This window comes from Succinivibrio sp. (assembly GCF_045124615.1).
Lineage (GTDB): Bacteria > Pseudomonadota > Gammaproteobacteria > Enterobacterales > Succinivibrionaceae > Succinivibrio > Succinivibrio faecicola.
Genome location: NZ_JBGVMC010000209.1, coordinates 1 through 18,096, shown reverse-complemented (window position 1 = coordinate 18,096; position 18,096 = coordinate 1). Strand labels below are relative to the sequence as shown.

General features: G+C 35.7%; 15 protein-coding genes. 8 read left to right on the top strand and 7 right to left on the bottom strand.

All coding sequences use genetic code 11. The annotated features are described in order from the left end of the window. The 8 genes from ACJML3_RS05420 to ACJML3_RS05385 all read left to right on the top strand — a co-directional run. Positions 1–277: hypothetical protein (locus tag ACJML3_RS05420; RefSeq protein WP_406021295.1), on the top strand; the 277-nt coding region annotated here is incomplete at its 5' end. A 15-nt stretch (positions 278–292) separates the two neighbouring features. Beyond that, the gene (bcsZ, locus tag ACJML3_RS05415) at positions 293–1,348 is read left to right on the top strand and encodes a cellulose synthase complex periplasmic endoglucanase BcsZ (protein WP_406021293.1); all 1,056 of its coding nucleotides are present in this window, start codon (positions 293–295) and stop codon (positions 1,346–1,348) included. A gap of 3 nt (positions 1,349–1,351) precedes the next feature. After that, positions 1,352–4,570 carry a cellulose synthase subunit BcsC-related outer membrane protein gene (locus tag ACJML3_RS05410; protein WP_406021292.1) on the top strand — a complete coding sequence of 1,073 codons (3,219 nt, stop codon included), beginning with the start codon at positions 1,352–1,354 and terminating at the stop codon, positions 4,568–4,570. Positions 4,571–4,574: 4 nt separating this feature from the next. Beyond that, on the top strand, positions 4,575–6,170 hold the full coding sequence (locus ACJML3_RS05405; RefSeq protein WP_406021290.1) for a BcsE family c-di-GMP-binding protein: 1,596 nt from the start codon (positions 4,575–4,577) through the stop codon (positions 6,168–6,170). Between the two features lies 1 nt (position 6,171). Then, entirely contained in the window at positions 6,172–6,363 is a 192-nt protein-coding gene (locus ACJML3_RS05400; RefSeq protein WP_406021289.1) for a hypothetical protein, read from the top strand. A 3-nt stretch (positions 6,364–6,366) separates the two neighbouring features. Next, entirely contained in the window at positions 6,367–7,878 is a 1,512-nt protein-coding gene (gene bcsG / locus ACJML3_RS05395; protein ID WP_406021287.1) for a cellulose biosynthesis protein BcsG, read from the top strand. Positions 7,879–7,880: 2 nt separating this feature from the next. Beyond that, on the top strand, positions 7,881–9,512 hold the full coding sequence (gene bcsG / locus ACJML3_RS05390) for a cellulose biosynthesis protein BcsG (RefSeq protein ID WP_406021285.1): 1,632 nt from the start codon (positions 7,881–7,883) through the stop codon (positions 9,510–9,512). Between the two features lie 60 nt (positions 9,513–9,572). Further along, the gene (locus ACJML3_RS05385; protein ID WP_406021284.1) at positions 9,573–10,496 is read left to right on the top strand and encodes a DUF2786 domain-containing protein; all 924 of its coding nucleotides are present in this window, start codon (positions 9,573–9,575) and stop codon (positions 10,494–10,496) included. A gap of 3 nt (positions 10,497–10,499) precedes the next feature. Here the strand turns inward: ACJML3_RS05385 and ACJML3_RS05380 are convergent, their stop codons facing one another. From ACJML3_RS05380 to rppH, 7 genes are read right to left on the bottom strand one after another with little or no spacing between them, the layout of a single operon-like run. Beyond that, complete coding sequence (locus ACJML3_RS05380; RefSeq protein ID WP_406021282.1) at positions 10,500–11,432, bottom strand: MurR/RpiR family transcriptional regulator; 933 nt, start codon at positions 11,430–11,432, stop codon at positions 10,500–10,502. Then, on the bottom strand, positions 11,432–12,595 hold the full coding sequence (gene nagA / locus ACJML3_RS05375) for an N-acetylglucosamine-6-phosphate deacetylase (protein ID WP_219937356.1): 1,164 nt from the start codon (positions 12,593–12,595) through the stop codon (positions 11,432–11,434). The genes ACJML3_RS05380 and nagA overlap by 1 nt, the downstream gene beginning before the upstream one ends. A gap of 18 nt (positions 12,596–12,613) precedes the next feature. Further along, a complete protein-coding gene (locus tag ACJML3_RS05370) occupies positions 12,614–13,957 on the bottom strand; it encodes a DEAD/DEAH box helicase (protein ID WP_406021279.1) in 1,344 nt (447 codons plus the stop codon). Continuing rightward, positions 13,957–14,223 (bottom strand): succinate dehydrogenase assembly factor 2, encoded by a 267-nt coding sequence (locus ACJML3_RS05365; RefSeq protein WP_219937354.1) that lies wholly within the window; start codon positions 14,221–14,223, stop codon positions 13,957–13,959. Before ACJML3_RS05365 ends, ACJML3_RS05370 begins: the two co-directional genes overlap by 1 nt. Before the next feature lie 2 nt (positions 14,224–14,225). Next, the gene (locus tag ACJML3_RS05360) at positions 14,226–15,020 is read right to left on the bottom strand and encodes a thymidylate synthase (protein ID WP_406021277.1); all 795 of its coding nucleotides are present in this window, start codon (positions 15,018–15,020) and stop codon (positions 14,226–14,228) included. A 10-nt stretch (positions 15,021–15,030) separates the two neighbouring features. After that, the gene (ptsP, locus tag ACJML3_RS05355) at positions 15,031–17,301 is read right to left on the bottom strand and encodes a phosphoenolpyruvate--protein phosphotransferase (RefSeq protein WP_406021275.1); all 2,271 of its coding nucleotides are present in this window, start codon (positions 17,299–17,301) and stop codon (positions 15,031–15,033) included. Between the two features lie 3 nt (positions 17,302–17,304). Beyond that, positions 17,305–17,817, bottom strand: coding sequence for an RNA pyrophosphohydrolase (gene rppH, locus ACJML3_RS05350; RefSeq protein ID WP_219937351.1), 513 nt, complete (start codon positions 17,815–17,817; stop codon positions 17,305–17,307). Between the last annotated feature and the right edge of the window lie 279 nt (positions 17,818–18,096).

Sequence of the window (18,096 nt, the reverse complement as noted above, 5' to 3'; positions counted from 1 at the left end):
TACAAATCTTGTTCTTAACAGATCAAAATTTGATGCTCGCGGTACTGTTACTGTTATGAAATCAGAAGAAGCAAGAAGCTTTGATGTAGGTCAGACATATTATCTTGGAAATCTGCCTTGGTACCAGAGAATCTTCTACATGCTTCTTGATAAGCCATGGTTACTCATGTTCCTATCAATCTTCTGTGCAGTTATCTTCTGTCTGCTTGCATATAAGATCTTAAAGAAGATTCAGGTTGAAAGGATCTTAAAACTAACCAAAAAGAAAGCTCAGTAAAGGCGAGGAGCAAAAATGAAGAATTTAATTAAATTTATATTTGCAATTGCTCTATCTGCTATAACATGCGCCCATGCTTCAACATGGGAGCTGTACGATTCTTTCATGAAACTTCATTACACTGATGGAAAAATCGTTGATTTTGATGAAAAAGGCAATCCTTTCACTACATCTGAAGGTCAGTCTTATGCAATGTTCTTTGCTCTTGTTCAGAAAGATAAAAACAGATTCGACAAACTTTTAAATTTTGTTGAAAAAGAACTATGTGAAGGCTCTTTTGAGAAAAAACTGCCTGCATGGAAATGGGCAGGTGGTAAGGTTGTTGACTCAAACAATGCAACAGATTCTGATATGTTTATTGCATACAACCTTTTCAATGCAGCTGATATTTTTAATGAGCAAAGCTACAAAACAAAGGCACTTGCCATTCTGTCTAATATAAAGAAAAACTGTATTGCAAAAAACAATGTTCTAGGAAGCGTAATTCTTCCTGGTACATATGGATTTAACTCTAATGGAGAAATCAAACTCAATCCTAGTTACTTTCCACCTTTTGTAATGCAGAAACTATCATCCTATGATGACGATTTCAAAGTTTATTACCAGAATGTTTTAAATGCCATTGCCAGAGGTTCTGAAGCTGGTTTTGCTCCTGATTGGATTGTTTTAAATCAGGATGGAAACATATTAAGTTCAAAGGAAAACTTTGGTAGCTATGAAGCTATCAGAGTATATCTGTGGCTTGGCATCACAGCAAAAACAGATCCTAACAGAAGACTGATGATCCCTTTATATCAGAATATGCTAAAAAAGGTAAACAATGAGCATTATGTTCCTGAAAAGGTAAATCTTAATACTCTTGAAACAACAGGCAGGGGAAATGTCGGCTTTGAGGCAAGCTTAATTGCTCTTGCAGATGAAAAGATAAAGGACTTATTCAGAACCAGAGTGAAGAATCACGTATTTGGTAAAAAAGAATACTACTCTCATGCTCTTTGCCTGTTTGCAACAGGCTTTGATGAGCACAGATATGAATTCACCCAGAACGGTTCTCTGCTATTAGGTAAATAAAATATGAAAAAGTTATTAAATCTGTCAGTTATATTTATGTGCTTCTCACTTGCAGGAGCATATGCATCTGGATTTGATTATGCTAAAAGATACAGTAAAGATGGTCATTTACAGTCTGGCAGTGCAATAACTATTTCATATCCATCAAAACCTACAAACAAAGCAAAGCTGCAGCTGAACGTTCTTAGAAAAAATGAAGAGTACGGAAGACGTTATTTCAATGAGGCAATAGAACAGTCAGCTCTCGATAAGATTGCTCTTGTTTCAGGAGCAAATTCAAAAGTATATATGCTTGCCTTTGTTAAGTTCAAACTCAAGCAGGGACAAAAGGGAAGAGAAGAAGCTCTTGTTGCAATTAATAAAAGATGCAGCTCTGATAACAGCTCTTATGAATGTGTTCAGGCAAAGGCTATGTATGACATGGCCGATCCTCAGATGAAAATGAAGCTTCAAAACTTCATTTTCAATGAGGAACACAGAAACTATAAAGAAGCTGTTAGTGCTATGGATGAGGTCCTAGGTATTCCCGTTGAACACGAACTTCGTTACAGATATTACGTAATGATGGGTAATATCGTAAAAAGAGAAATTGAAGCAATTCATGGTCTTGAAAAAATCATCAGAGAAATACCTTACGAAACAGCTTTTGCAAGTCAGGTTAGAAAAACCCTTATCTCTTTTAAAGCAAGCCATAAAGCAAATACTGCAATTGCCAATATAGATAATAAAAAGACTTCTACTCTTGCACAAAAACAGCTGTTAGCAGCGATAAAATCCGATCCTGCAAACCCAGATGCACAGTACTGGAAAGAAATTTTAAAATTCTCTAAGTACTACAGAACAATTGATGAGGCTGACAACCTGTTTAATCAGAAAAAGTATACAAGCGCTATTGTTGAATATAACAAAGCTATAAAAATTGATAAGAACAGCCCTTATGCCTATGTCGGTCTTCTCAGGATATACAGCGAACTTGAAGATGAAAGTAACTTTGAAAAGTATGCATCTTTAGCAAATCATCATGCGAAAAAAGAATCTGTATCTGAAAGAAGAAGAATTGCTGCTCTTGTTAATTCATTAAGGGCTCAAAGATATGTAAAGAAAGGCACTGAGTATGAATCTATGGGAATGTACTCAAAAGCCCTTGAAAGCTATAACAGAGCATATCAGATGGATAGCTCTGATCCTTGGATTATATATAATCTTGCATCATGCCATATAGAACTAAAAAACAGCGATGATGCTATAGCTCTATTTGAAAAAGATGCAGCTAAACATAAAAATGATGTTGAGTTTAATTATGCCTATGCTCTGATCCTCGATAAGGCAGACAGAACTCAAAAGGCAATCAAAATCATTAAACCTTTCACAACAAAAGATAAATCAGTAGATGAGCTTTTAGTAAGACTAAATAATTCTTTAACAGTAGCTAAAGCAAGAAACCTTGTAAATGCTGGCGATATTGATAAGGCAAAGGAGATCCTTGAAACTGTCGATACTGCAGAAGCAAAGACTCTTCTTGCAGATATAGAGTATACAAAAGGGAATGATAGAAGAGCACAAGAGCTTTTAGAACAGGTTATTGTTAAGGATAAGGATAATCTCTATCCAAAACTTAAACTTGCATCTATATATATTCAGACAAATCAGGAACAAAAGGCTGATAGTCTTTTAGATACGCTGTACAAAAGACAAAATGAACTGTCATTAGACAACAGACGTGCTCTTGCAGCCTTGTTTGAAGATAAAAAGGATTATGCAAAAGCACAGAAAATCTATATATCTACCATAGTAAGTGTCTATGATAAGGCAAAAAATGAAAACGATTATGACAGTAAAAAACTATTGTCTAATACTAAAAACATCAATGATGAAGACAGATATACTGTTGCATGGATTCTAAGAAATGCAGCTGTTAATAAAAACAGAACTCAAACAGAAAGACCTTCAAAGACAAAGCTATACAAAGATGCTTTAGCTGTTATTAACAAAAAAGATAATTACAATGATGATTTAGAATATACAGCTGATTTAAGAACCCCTGATGATGAAAAAACTGACTGGGTAAAGCAGTCAATTATTTCAAACGGTTCTTTGGCATATAACGAAAATAATGTAATTATTTCAGGTGCAATAAGATTTATAAGAGATTCTGGTCATAAAGGTTACTCTGACAACAAAGGCATTCAAAGTCTTTTAAAGATTTCCTTCCCTTTTGCAAATGGTGCTATCACACTACAGACTGACAGAACAACAATAAATGCTGGTGCACTGCAAGGTGGTGAATACAACGATATGTTCGCAAACTGCTTTGCAAAAGGCTGCTCTGACAGATCTGATCATAAAAGAACAGCTACCACTTTTGCTGTCGGTTATGATAACGATACTTTTCATGCTGATATAGGAACAGCTCCTAAAATATCAAATAACAAAATCGAAACTACTGCTATTGTAGGTGGAGCATATTACAACTTTGATGTAAGCAAATTATCATTTAGAACTGGTATTCACAGAAGAGCAAAAGACAACTCTGTGCTTACATACTACGGCGATACCGATCCTGTTACACGAATGAAATTCGGTGCTGTAAAGAAAACTGGCCTTGATGTTTCAGGAAGTCTTTATATTGATGAAAACTCTGGAATATGGAGTACATTCAGCGCAGATAAACTAAAAGGAACAAATGTAGCAGATAACTCATCTTATATTGCTATGGCCGGTTATTACTATCATCTACTTAATAAACCAAATGAAAGAATAACCATCAGTCCAAATCTAATGTATATGCATTATTCAAAAGATCTAAGTGGATACACATTCGGTCAGGGCGGATATTATTCCCCTCAGTTCTATTTAGGTCAGGGTATCTCTCTTGCCTATATGAGGAGATTTAACGACACATCTATCTATGCAGAAATTTCTGGATCTATAAGCACAAGCAGAACAGACAGCATCGACAGATATCCAATAAAGATTGCAAATAATGATGATCTCTTTGCTAAATCACAGACTGAATCTGCAACAAGCTACGGTGGTGGTATCAGACTGGCGGTTGAGCAGAGAATGAATTCTCATCTGGTTTTAGGTTTACAGGGTATTGCTGTAAAAGCCGAAGACTATTCACCAATAAATCTGAGTGCCTACTTCAGATACTATTTTGATAGCTGGGAAGGCGATCTGTTAATGCCTCCTAAAGCACCTGTTCCTTATGTAGAGTGGTAAAAAAATGAATTTAGGAATTCAACATCTGATTTCTTCACTACAGAAACTGCAGTATGGTGGAGTTTATTTTGTCTCAGTTTCTAGTAAGGATCTGGCATTACAGGCTGGTTTAAGCTGTCTTGCCGAAAACTCTTTTTGTAAAAACTTAAGATATCTTACCCTTCAGGGAATTGAGTTATCTCAGATTAAGAGTCAGAATTTTTCTGAAGAGTTTCTGTCAAAAATCAAAGCTCATGTCTATGAATATGAAGACAACTGTGATGTTCCAAGAAACATTATCAACGATCTAGTTGTATATGATGCTATTGATACTGAATCACTGCATGTTGTTCTTTTTGAAGATTCACAGATACTTGAATTAGATAAGGATAACCTTAACAGATACTTATCTAAGATCTCCTATTTTGCAAAAAAACATAATGCTGTTTTTCTGTTTGTAATCTATGGATCAGATCCAGATATTGCTGTAACCCCACTCCTTGAGCACAGTACAAATATATCAGGCATCGCAACTATTGAGCAGAATCTAACATCAGTTATCATGAACACCAGACTGTGGCGACTTGATGATGGTGGATTCACAAGTGGTGTAAATACACTAAAAGTTACAGCAAATGGCTTAGAATTAGTAATTGACGAAAAAACAAACACTGCTCATATTGATGAAAACATATGCTATGTTGTAGCAAATTCTTTCACTCCTGATATCAAAAACTATTCTGATACAAAGGTTTTTGCATCAAACTATGAATTATATGAACAGGCAATCAAAGAAGCGTACTGCTCTACTGTGTTTTTCACTTTAGAAAACAGAGAGGATATAGACACACTCGCAAAAATGATTTACGAACTACGTACAATCAGAGGAAAAGAGCTAAAAATAATAATTATTGAAAAGATCCCTGGTATTAGAGCAACATCAGAAAAACTTCTTTTAAACTGCGGAGCAAACTTTATATTCCCGTCATCAGCTAAGGGATATTACATAAACGCCATGATCCCAACGCTTAAGACAAGTAAGTTCACACAGTCTATAAGTGTAAACTTTAACCGTATTATTGATAATTATCACTTTATTGAAAATGAGGATAACGGTTATTTAAAACCAGAAGAATTCTTCAATAGCGTGGACAGACTGTTAAAGGCTGGATTTGAAAATAATTACGTTGAAGCTTGTCTTTCAGTTCTGACACCAAAGAATGGAATTGATTCATTAAGCTGTTTAAGCCAGTTTACTCCCAAAAGAGGCGGTGATTACTGTACATTAGTAAATGGAAATATCATTTTATTCTTGCCAAACTGCAGAAACGGAGAATTAAAGATTGCACTTGAACATACATTCAATACAGCTCCATCCGTTCTGTTTGAGTCTGATGAATTTTATTTTAACAAAAGAGATATCCTAAGTAAGATTCAATATTTCTTATCTCAAAAGATTAAGTCTACAGTAGATGAAAAGGTATTAGCAAAACTAATTCAAAAGCACAAACAGGCAAAGGCTGTAGCTCAAAAAGAAATTTCACTAATGAGTCTTGCAAAGTCACAGCATCATGAAGCAACACTTACTGATATCAGTGCATTAAACAATAAGGGAGAATAACATGAACAGTCTGCATACATCTGATATTTTCCAGCTTGTTTTTATCTGTGCTGTAGTTTTTATCCCTTTTGGTTTTGCTTTATATGGTTACATTATAAGAAAGAAGGTCGTATTAAAGCACTTTGCAAAATTTCAGACAAAACTCTCCGACAAAGGAAGTTTTAACGATTTCATAAACGGCGGGCAGAAATAAAAAATGAAGCTTAATAATATTATTACTTTAAGTTCTTCAAGATTCTGGAATGGTCTGTACCTGTTCAAATTAGGCCTTTATATTCTAGGATATATCAATTTTTCTGTTGTGCTAAACCTTCTGACCTTTTTAGGACTATGCATCAGATTCAAAAATAATATAGTGCAGAAAATCTACGGTTTTCTGATAGGTCTTTTTGCGCTTATGCTGTTTTACCATGACTCTTTCTTGCCATCAATTGAGCAGATGCTTGCTCAAAAGGCAAACCTTACAGGGTTCTCTGTAAGCTACATGATTGAATTTGCATATTCATTCATCAATTTTACAATGGTTTTCGCCTTTATAGCAGCAATAGCTGTTCTCTCCTTTGTAACAAAGTATGTAAGAATTCAAAATCTTATTATCATTCTTATTGTTGGTATAAATTTCATTAATGTAGCAAGAATTAGAGATGGTCTCAGATCAGATCCTGATATGAGAATAACTGCAATCTCAAATGAACAAGGAGATCTTGTAGCTAAACTAACACAAAGCGGAATGGACAAATATTTTTCTCAGTTCCATGAAAATGAAAATGAAAGAAAAATCCATTTGCTAGATACTGCTGATGCACCTGTAGATGTCATTTTAATTCATGCCGATGGTATGACTAATTCAGATATGCAGTCTTTTGGCTTTAATGAAAATAATGTATTTAGCAGATTCAATATATTCTTAACAAAGTTTAATTCAGTTTCTACTGATGCGAATATAAATACCAAAAGATTGTTAAATTCAATGTGTGGTCAGAAGGATAGAGATTCTTACAAAACAAAGGAAAAAGAATGTAATCTTATAACTGCACTAAATGAAAAGAAATTCTTAACAAGAGGATTTTTTGATATCCATAAGATATATCTTGAAAATAAAGACAGTTTCTCAGACAGTTATGTGAATTCAGAAAAAACCAAAGAGTCAAACGACAGAATTACAGCTCTTTTTGAAAACTGTCTAAAACAGCTTAAAAATCAGGATATCAAGCAAAGTAGTATCAGCTATATCAGCATCGATTCTTTATCTGATACGAGTGACTTTTTAAAGTATAAAAGCAATGCTACCCGCTTTATGTTTTCCCTCAACAGCTTTATAGATCAGTTACAAAGATCAAATAGAAATATACTTCTTATTTATGTTCCATCTAAAGGAGCTCTTGAAAGAAAGCGCTTTGACATCATTCCATCAAGAAAGCAGCTTGAAGGAACAGCAATGATTAAATTCATAGATGGAACAAAATCCTATGAAAGCGTTGTTTTTGATAAATCAACAAGCTATATGGCTATTTCAGATTTGATAGTAAAAAGCCTTAAAGGAGAGTTCATAGATAAGCGTCAGTACTTTTCTGTAAAAGCTTTTATTGAAGATACCGCTGTTACTCCATTTGTTGGTGAAGATATTAACTGCAATTACATAGAATTATTCAAGAAGCATTACTTTAAACTTCATAACGCTAACTGGATTGAATTAAAAGATAACTAATTATGAAACTTTCTGAAATATTTAATAGATATGGACTGAGCAATACTGTTGAATTTAAATTCAGTATAAGTGTTTTTGTTTCTGCTTACTTTATCTATAAATTTATTATGTACTTTTGTACATTAATGAATTTTTCTCTGATAAACAATCTTATCCTTTTTGCTTTATGCACTGCAAAATTCAAAAAGCCTATTGTAAGTGCCATTTACAGAACTTTAATTTTTGTTCTTGCCGTAACTATTTTCTACATGGACACTCACTTTTCTGAGCTACCGTCAAATCAGTTACCTCTATTTTCTCTAGAGTACTTAAGCTCTGTTTATGACTATACTCAAAGCTTTTTTACACTTAATAACATTGCATACTTTATAGGAATTTTAGGTCTCGTATTTTTTACAAAAGACATTTTCCACTATCAGACTATCATCACTACTCTTTTCATATGCGTTGCTGTCATGATGTTTAATGAAAACATAATTGCAAACGATCTGATAAAGTCAGAACAGAAAATATCTGTTGTAAAAAGTAGTGATATCCTTGAACAGACTGGTGAAAAAACATCAGAAAATATTGAGAATTATCTGACAACATTTTTGAAACAGGAAAAAGACAGAATTGTTCAGATGCCAGCTGCCATACAAAAAGATTTTGTTCCTTTTAACATTGTACTGGTTAATATCTGTTCAATGGCAACAGATGACATTGTTATAGCAAAACAGACTAATCATAGTGTATTTTCAAAATTCGACATCAAGTTCAATAATTTCAGTTCTGTTGCTTCATATTCTACCCCAGGATCAATGAGACTATTAAGAGCAAACTGTGGTCAGGAAAACGAAGCTACAATGTATTCTCAAAGAAGACCTGAATGTGAACTTTTGACTACTTTAGACAAAATAGGTTTCTCATCAGAAGTTTATATGGATCATGACGGTGTTTATGGTGACTACCATAAGACTCTACATGACATAGCAGGACTCCCTGAGAATAAATATCCTTTAAATAAACTTTCACCAAAATATACTGCGTATGATGGATCTGTAATTTATTCTGACAGAGATTTATTCAACGCTTATATACTCAATCTTGATTTGAGAAAAACAACTAACAATATCAGTTTCATGAATATTCTGTCTTTGCATGATGGCAACAAGAAGCTCGGTCAGAGAGTATCACTGTCATACGAAACAAGAATCAAAACTCTATTAGATGATATTGAATTTCTGCTAGATGAACTTGATAAAAGAGATCTTAAAAGCGTTGTTGTTATGATTCCAGAACACGGGGCTGCATTGCGCGGAGATAAAATGCAGATTTCAAAGCTCAGAGAAATTCCAACAGACACTATTACAAAGATTCCTGTGATGATTAGATTTACAGGTACAGGCAAAAAACCAATCAATATGGATGTAAACGGATCTTTCAGTTATCTTGCTGTATCTTCTTTGATTAAAGAGATCATTGATAACAATATATACGGCTCACAGGATATTAAATCTACCATCAAGCAGATTGTATCAACGTTACCTCAAACAGCGCACATAAACGAATCTACCAACGCTTTTTTCATGAATTTTCAGTCTGACGACTTTTACAAACTAAAAGGAGAAAGCTGGAATCCATATATAAAATAACTGTTTTATCTTTGATTTTGTTTTATACTAAAAGCATTATTATTTTTTTTAAATGATGCAATGACAAAAGATCAATTACTTGAAAAGATAAAAAAACTGCTTGCTCTTTCAAACAGTTCTAATCCTCATGAAGCTGCAACTGCGCTATTGAGAGCACAGAAGCTGATGGAGAAATACAACATTGAAAAAGAGTCTTTAATAGATGACGATATCAGTTTCATAGAAGTCACTCCTATAAAAGGACTAAAAGCCATAAATATAAATCGCGATATTGGCGCCATCATATCTAAGGCATTCGGTGTTGTGACCATTTATGTTTCAAATAAACGAAGTCTCGAAAAGATAATGTTTTTTGGAGCTAAGGATATATTAGAAAGCTGTGAATATATCTATGTCATACTATCTAGAGCATTCCTTTTTGCTAAAAACAATCATGCGATCGGTGTTAAAACAGAAGCTTTTTTTCAGATCTGCGACCTTCCTAAAAAGGAAATCAATAGACTGCTAAGATTAGATGAAATAGAAAAATCTGATTTTGAAATTCTGAAAAACAAAATTAAAAACATAATAGATTGCAATCTAAATAAAGCATTGGAAGGTAATTCAATAGCAATTAGTAATATAAAAACCGCAGATAAAATGATTGATTTATTTCTTGGTAATTATTCTGTTATCAGTATGTATATCAAGAAGTATGAAGGACAAAGTAAAAAAGGCTTTACCGCAGGTTTTCTATATTCTATTTATACCAAGGTTACACAATATAATAATGATGAACAAACAAAAAGCAGAATTTTAAAAGCAGTAGATCAATATTTTCATGGAGCTACATTTAAAAAATCAAAATCAAGAGGATATTCAATAAGTTCTGATGCTGAATACAATGCGTACCAAAAAGGTATTAAAAGCGGAAGCTCTGTTTCTATCTGTACTGCAATAAAAAACAGAGCTAAAGAAAGATTACTGCTAACTAATGAATCCTAAATTCTAATATGGAGACCAGTCAATTGAAGTGATTGGTGACTGAGTCTCACTCTTTGAGTTTGTTTCAACCTTTTCTTCTACAACATCTGTTTTTTCAGATGTATTGTAGTTTTTCTTTCTTGCAGATAAAAGCTTGTCTTTATTTGCATTTACCGCAAGAGCTCTTCTTAAACTAACGCCTGAAACAATTATCTGACTTAACATCAGAATTGATACTCTGTTGTCAAAATATGATTCATTATCAGGAGAAATCTTGTCCGTTACACTAACAACCAAAGAAGCATCCTCTTTGAATTTTGTCTCATCTGAGGTAAGTACTACACTTACAGCACCATTTTGTTTTACCGACTTTACAATGTTAATCAGATCAGGATGTTCGCCACTTGAGCAAATAACAAGGGCAACATCTGATGAGTGAAGTGTTGCAACAGCTAATTCCTGTGACATTCTATCTGTATATACTTCAGTTACAAAGCCAAACTGAAGCATTCTTGAATGAATGTCTTTTGCAATGAACTCAGAAAGACCTAAAGCTAAAATAATCAGTCTTCTTGACTGACTTATTACATCAATAACTCTTGATATTAACGACTCATCAATGTTTCTTTCAAGGTTCAGTAACTGTGAACGAGCCTTTCCAATAGACTTTGAAATCACATCAGAAACACTGTCTCCAGATTTGATTCCGTCTACCTTCTTTATATCAGATGAACTTACAAGTGAACTTAAAAGAAGCTTGAATGCAGGAAAACCATCGGCACCAAATCGCTTACAGAATCGACATACAGAAGGTTCTGACACACATGCTCTTTTTGCAAGATCAGCAATATTCTCATTAACAACTGCTGCAGGGTTCTTCAGAATGATTGATGCAAGTTTTCTTTCTGATTTTGTTAATTCTGTTTCGCTTGCAATTCTATCTAAAATATTCGCCATTACATCAACTCTGCAATACTCTTTACAAATCCGTTCTGAACAACATACTGAATCTTAAGATCATCATCAAATACAATCAGATCGGCGATATTACCTGTTTCAATACAGCCAAAGTCATCAAGACCTAAAGCTTTTGCAGGAGCATAGCTTGCTGCTATTAAAGCCTCATCTAAAGAGAAATCGCACTGATTTATCAGGAACTTGATGCCATCTAGCATATTGATTGATGTACCTGCATAAGATCCCTTCGAATCAATAAGGCCACGTTTCTGATCAACAAAAATTTCAGTACCGCCTGCAACAAAGGTTTGAGGAGTTTTTGACATACCAGTTACAGACTGACTGTCTGATACAATATACATTCTGTTACCAAGGATCTTCTTTGCAAGTTTTACTAAAGCAGGATGTACATGTCGACCATCTGCAATAACACTTGCAAATACTCTGTCTGAATGGAATGTAGCTCCAACCACGCCAGGCTCACGGCCAATTGCAGGGGCCATACCATTAAACAGATGAGTAACGTTAGTAATACCTGCCTTAAAGGACTGTACAGCTTCAAAATAAGAACAGGCAGTATGACCAATGGACAGTTTTACCTTACTTGATATCAGTTCAACAATATTCTTTGGTTTTACAACTTCAGGCGCAATTGTCATATAGGCAATGCACTCTCTTGCATCCTTGATAAACTCCATATCAGCTTCAGAGAAAGGTCTTATATAACCGCTTGGATGAAATCCCTTGAAATTAGTAGAAATAAAAGGACCTTCAAGATGTACGCCAGGACAGACGGTCGGATGTTTGTTCATAAAATCACTGACGGCAGAAATAGCGTTAGACAGATTTTCACGTGGACCTGAAATGATAGTTGGAACAAAGGTTGTCACACCTTTCAATGTCAGGTAACGTCGCATATGCTCTAATGTTTCAACTGTAGGAGTCTGAGCAAAAGAAACACCGTTGCAGCCATTAATAAGCAGATCGATTAAACCTGGAGCAACATGAAGCCCCTGAAAATCAATTTCTTCAGCAGTACCGTCTTCAAGCAGAGAAGGTGAAAACGGAACAATCTTTCTGTCTGAAATTGCAAATGCGCTGACATCTACGAATTCTTCAGAAGTTACATGCAATGTTGCATTTCTGATAACTGTAACTGCCATATTAACTCCTTGTCTGCTCTACTGCTGTTTTTGTGCTAGTTTCTGAGCCTTTTTAGCTCTCTTGAGTGCAAAATCCGGTTTACCTTTATTCTTCTTGTCTCTTAGACGATCTTTTTTGTGAGGCTTTTTCTCTTCAATTTTGACTTTCTTGTCAAAACCGCCCTTTCCCTGAGTACTTGCTCTTGAACGTTTCTTTTCAGACTGATGTTTCTGACCGCCGTCTTTTGGAGGGAAAGATGCGCAGATATTCTTGATTGCACGTCTTTCAATATCAACTTCAGTATAGCGTTCAATTCTTTCAAGAAATCCTATTTCATCTGCAAGAACTAAAGTGATTACAACTCCCCTAGCACCAGCTCTTGCTGTTCGTCCTGCTCTGTGAACATAGATTGCAGCATTTGCTGGCATATCAAAGTTGTACACATGAGAAACTCCAGTTATATCAAGACCTCTTGCTGCAACATCTGTCGCTATAAGAATATCAGCACTGCCCTCAGAAAAACGCTTCATTGCAGCTCTTCTTTCGGCCATTGACATATCACCTTGCAATGTTGCAACCTTAAAGCCTGCACGTCTTAATGTACCGTCAAGTTTTGAAAGTCTCTCTTTTGTTTTAACGAACACAATTGAGCGACCTTTAACTGTTGTAAGCAAATGATGCAGGATTTTTACCTTTTGTGTGTCGCCTGCCGCATAATATGCTCTAGACTGCAGATTAGATGGCAACATTTCATCTGCTTCACCGCCGGTTCCGATTCTGATTTCAATTGGATTATTTAAAACCATTGAAGCAAATTCATTGATACCAGAACCTTCAAGTGTTGCAGAAAACAGCATGGTCTGAAAACGGTTATAAAGCTCTCTTGTGATCTTTGCTACATCATCTCTAAAGCCCATATCAAGCATTCTGTCAGCTTCATCAATGACGTACATTTCAACAGTTTCAGTGTTGAGCCAGCCCTTTTCAAGATATTCAATAAGTCTTCCTGGAGTTGCAACTATGATTGAATCAGGATCTTCTCTTTGCATTTCTCTACTTGAGCCGCCTGTAAGAACTCCTGCAGTAAGATTCATACCCTCAACAAGTTCATCACATACTGATGCAACCTGAATTGCAAGCTCTCTTGTTGGTTCAAGAATTACAGCTCTGATTCCTGGTTTATCATCTAAAGATAATCTTGAAACAATAGGGATCAGAAATGCTGCACTCTTTCCTGTACCCGTAGGAGCGCCACCTAGAATATCGGCACCCTCAAGAGCACGTGGAATAACCAAAGACTGAATAGGTGTCGGTGTCTGCCAACCTACTTTTTCAATGTTCAGAAGAACTGAATCTGGAATACAAAGACTTGCAAAATCCATTAAACATCCTCATGGCCAATGCGTTTTGCATGGCACTGTTTTATATACTCAATAACCTTCCTGCGACTTTCACTATCAGCAAGCTCTGTACCGTTGAACCATCTTACAAGTTGCAGATCGGTTGCCTCAAGAAGATCAACATAGTCATTAAGGAAACTTTCAGAACATTCTTGAAGATCATGTTCAACAAAAGGAAGAAGCATTAAATCAAGTTCTCTCATGCCTCTTCTTGACTGCCATTTAATTTTTCCTGAAACGGTAACCATAATTAAACTGAAACAACTCCCTTAATTGCAGGATATGGATCGTAACCTGATAGAACAAAATCCTCAAATTTATATGAGAATATATCAGGTGCTTTTCTTGTAATCTCCATAGTTGGCAGAGCTCTTGGTGTTCTTGATAACTGAAGCTCAACCTGCTCAAAATGATTCTTGTAGATATGTGTATCTCCACCTGACCATACAAAATCACCTAACTGAAGATTGCATTCTTTAGCTACCATCATTGTAAGTAGTGAATAACTTGCAATATTAAATGGTACACCTAAGAACATATCAGCACTTCTCTGATAGAGCTGACAAGATAATTTGCCATTTGCAACATAGAACTGATAAAGTGTATGGCAAGGAGGAAGAGCCATCTTATCTACATCAGATGGGTTCCAGGCGCAAACAATGATTCGTCTTGAATCAGGATGATTCTTGATCATATCGATAGCATTTGACAGCTGATCAATATGTCTTCCATCTGGAGTTTCAAAATCTCGCCACTGCTTTCCGTAAACAGGACCTAAATCTCCGTTTTCATCAGCCCATTCATTCCAGATCCTTACACCGTTCTCCTGTAGATACTTGATATTTGTTGAGCCTGAAATAAACCATAAAAGCTCATGAATAATCGATTTTAAATGAACTTTTTTTGTTGTAAGTAAAGGAAAGCCTTCGTTCAGGTTGAAGCGCATCTGTGTGCCGAAAATAGAACGGGTACCAGTACCGGTTCTGTCTTCTCTATCCACACCGTTTTCCATAATGTTTTTTAGTAAATCTAAATATACCTGCACGGTTAGCTCCTTAATTAAACTTCTTTAGATCAATAATCTTTTCAAGATCCACTTTCTTTGCATACTCTCTGTATAGAGCTCTTATCTGATCAGGAGAATCTAGAGTTAATGCAATTTTGCCGATTTCTTTTAGTTCTTCAAGTTTTACATGACGAACAATATACTTGACTCTAGCTATCTGAGAATAATTCATAGAGAGAGTCTTATAACCTAATGACAGAAGCATAAGTGCTCCCATAGGTGAACCTGCAATTTCACCGCATACAGCAAGTGGTCTTTCAACCTGAGCACTTTTATCTGCAAGATACTTAAAGCAGCGCACTGCAGCAGGATTGAAAGGATCAAATATCTTAGAAACCTTAGGATTTGTTCTGTCAGCTGCAAACAGATACTGAATAAGATCGTTAGAACCGATTGAAAAGAAATCACATAATTTAGCTAGCTCTTCCATGATAAATGCAACACAAGGAACCTCAATCATGACACCAAAACGAGGTTTCTTGATTGCACACCCCAAATCAACTTCAATTTCATGAATTGATTCGTTGAGAATACGCTTTACGATGATGACTTCTTCAAGTCTTGAAACCATAGGAAGCATAATTTCAAGATTACCAAGATCCTTGTTTGCAAGAAGCATTGCCTTCAACTGTGTCTTGATAATATTTGGCTGGTCAATGCAAACTCTGATTCCTCTGAAACCTAAAGCTGGATTCTGATCATCTATTGGTAGATATGTAAGTCCCTTATCACCACCGATATCAAGAGTTCTCATGCAAACTGGCTTATCTTTAAAGCGCTCTAAAAGTGTTTTATACCAGCCAAGCTGTGTTTCCTCTGATGGTAGATTCTGACAGAGCATAAAAGCAATTTCAGTTCTGTAAAGACCAATACCATCGGTCTGTTCTGACAGATCGTCATCATCCTGACTGTTAAGACCTGCATTTAACTGAATATTGATTCTTTCACCGTCTAGAGTAATACCCTTCTCGTATTTTTCAGCTTCAAACAATTCATGCTGATGTCTTGTCTGAGATATAAGCTGCATATACTCATCAACGACACTTGATATAGGATCAACTAATACTTCAGCATTCTGACCATCAACAATAATTGTTCTGCCATCAACTTCATTAAGATCAAGATTTACATCTATAACGGCAGGAATGCCTAGGTCGCGGGCAAGAATGGTGGTATGAGAGCTTGTAGCATTATCAACACAGACAAAACCTACAACCTTATCTCTTGGGATTTCGGCAACAAAAGCTGCAGGCATGCTCTTAACTACAAGAACAATCGGTGATGTTATGTCTGATTCAGTAGGAGACAGATGAACAAGTCTTGATATAAGAATAGAAGCAAAATCTCTTATATCATGTGATTTATCAGTATCGCCTCTCTTGTCAGCCTCTTCTATTCTTCTTGTTGCAACAACCTTGATAGCAGAGGCTGCTACATATCCGTTAGAAAAAATTTCCTCATCAACATCATCTTCAAAAGACAGATCATCAAGCATGCTTCCATAACTTGACATATAACCTGAAGCAGCTGCCTCATGAGAACTTTCCTGAAGATGAAGCGCTGCTCTATCCATCTCTGTCTGAAGCTGGAATATGGTCTGGTGGAAGAGTTCAGACTGTATTTCCTTGTCATCAGAATACATTATATGGATTGTATCGAAGGTTACAGGTGGTTTCCAAACAACAGCCTGAGCAATCGCTATAGAGCCTGAACCTGCTTTTCCCTTGTATCGCTTGCAGTTAAAATCCTCTATTTCCTTAGTTGATCTGTTCAGCGATATTGTACTTGCAATCTGAGCTGAAAGAGTGATTAAGAAAGCTTCTTCTCTTTCACCAAAAAGTCTTTTTTCTTTACACTGAATTACAAGAACACCTAGAAGCTCGCCCTGATTTATAACAGGAACACCAAGGAATGATAAAAATTCATCCTCGCCTACATCAGGAAGATATTTAAAGTTTGGATGTGATGGTGCATCAGCAAGATTTACAATCTCTTGTTTCTGGGCAACAAGACCTACTAAACCTTCTCCTACAGCCAAAGTTGCCTTACCAACAGAATCCCTTTGAAGACCTACAGTAGCTTCAAGTCTCAAATATGTTTTTCTGTTGTTAATTAGATAAATTGAACAGCAGTCTACCTTGGTAGCATCTCGCAGACGCTCCACAAGGATACTGATAGCCTTGTCAAAAGAACTTGCACTTTGCACATCCTGTACAATACTTCTTAGTGAAACAAGAAAAGTATTCTGCTTATCTTCCATTGCTTATTTCCTGTTACGATTTGCTTTCTTTGATGAATCATCAAACAAAGCTGACTGTGAAAATACAGTTAATACCTTTCTGTAGACATCCCGTTTAAAAGCAACGACCTGTCTTACAGGGTACCAGTAGCTTACCCATCGCCAGTCATCAAATTCAGGATGACCTTTTCTGTTGAATTCTATCTGCTCAGAACGGTTCTGATTTAAAGTAAGCAAAAACCACTTCTGTTTCTGTCCGACACACACTGGAGTCTCGTTATAACGAATCAATCTTTTTGGTAATCTGTATTTGAGCCAGAACTTCGTACTGGCAAGAACAGTTACATCATTTTTACAAAGACCTAGTTCTTCATACAGTTCTCGATACATTGCATCTTCCGGACTTTCTCCTTCATCAAGTCCGCCTTGAGGAAACTGCCATGAATTCTGTCTGATTCTGCGAGCCCATAGTACCTGTCCTTTTCGGTTACAGATAACAATACCTACATTAGCTCTAAATCCATCACTATCAATCACAAATCAGCCCAGTCTTATGTTAAGAAAAAATACACTTTGCCTAAAGGCAATACTATGTTCTATTATAGCAGACAGACAGCTTATACACATAAGCTAAACATCTCATTTTCTAGGAATTTTTTAACACAAACAGGATTAGTTAAACATGGCACTGACTCCACCTGAAAGCTTTGAAGTACTAATTGAAAGACTTAACAAAATTACAGGTCTTTGCATAAGCGAAATTGCTGCTGATTTAAACGTAAAACTGCCTGTTAGTACCACAAGGGGAAAGGGATT

What these genes read in the sequence shown, in the direction of transcription:
- ACJML3_RS05410 (WP_406021292.1), top strand. Translation starts at nt 1,352, where the DNA reads ATGAAAAAGTTATTAAATCTGTCAGTTATATTTATGTGCTTCTCACTT.
- ACJML3_RS05385 (WP_406021284.1), top strand. Translation starts at nt 9,573, where the DNA reads ATGACAAAAGATCAATTACTTGAAAAGATAAAAAAACTGCTTGCTCTT.
- ACJML3_RS05380 (WP_406021282.1), bottom strand. Translation starts at nt 11,432, where the DNA reads ATGGCGAATATTTTAGATAGAATTGCAAGCGAAACAGAATTAACAAAA.
- nagA (WP_219937356.1), bottom strand. Translation starts at nt 12,595, where the DNA reads ATGGCAGTTACAGTTATCAGAAATGCAACATTGCATGTAACTTCTGAA.
- ACJML3_RS05400 (WP_406021289.1), top strand. Translation starts at nt 6,172, where the DNA reads ATGAACAGTCTGCATACATCTGATATTTTCCAGCTTGTTTTTATCTGT.
- ACJML3_RS05365 (WP_219937354.1), bottom strand. Translation starts at nt 14,223, where the DNA reads ATGGTTACCGTTTCAGGAAAAATTAAATGGCAGTCAAGAAGAGGCATG.
- ACJML3_RS05370 (WP_406021279.1), bottom strand. Translation starts at nt 13,957, where the DNA reads ATGGATTTTGCAAGTCTTTGTATTCCAGATTCAGTTCTTCTGAACATT.
- bcsZ (WP_406021293.1), top strand. Translation starts at nt 293, where the DNA reads ATGAAGAATTTAATTAAATTTATATTTGCAATTGCTCTATCTGCTATA.
- bcsG (WP_406021287.1), top strand. Translation starts at nt 6,367, where the DNA reads ATGAAGCTTAATAATATTATTACTTTAAGTTCTTCAAGATTCTGGAAT.
- bcsG (WP_406021285.1), top strand. Translation starts at nt 7,881, where the DNA reads ATGAAACTTTCTGAAATATTTAATAGATATGGACTGAGCAATACTGTT.
- ptsP (WP_406021275.1), bottom strand. Translation starts at nt 17,301, where the DNA reads ATGGAAGATAAGCAGAATACTTTTCTTGTTTCACTAAGAAGTATTGTA.
- ACJML3_RS05405 (WP_406021290.1), top strand. Translation starts at nt 4,575, where the DNA reads ATGAATTTAGGAATTCAACATCTGATTTCTTCACTACAGAAACTGCAG.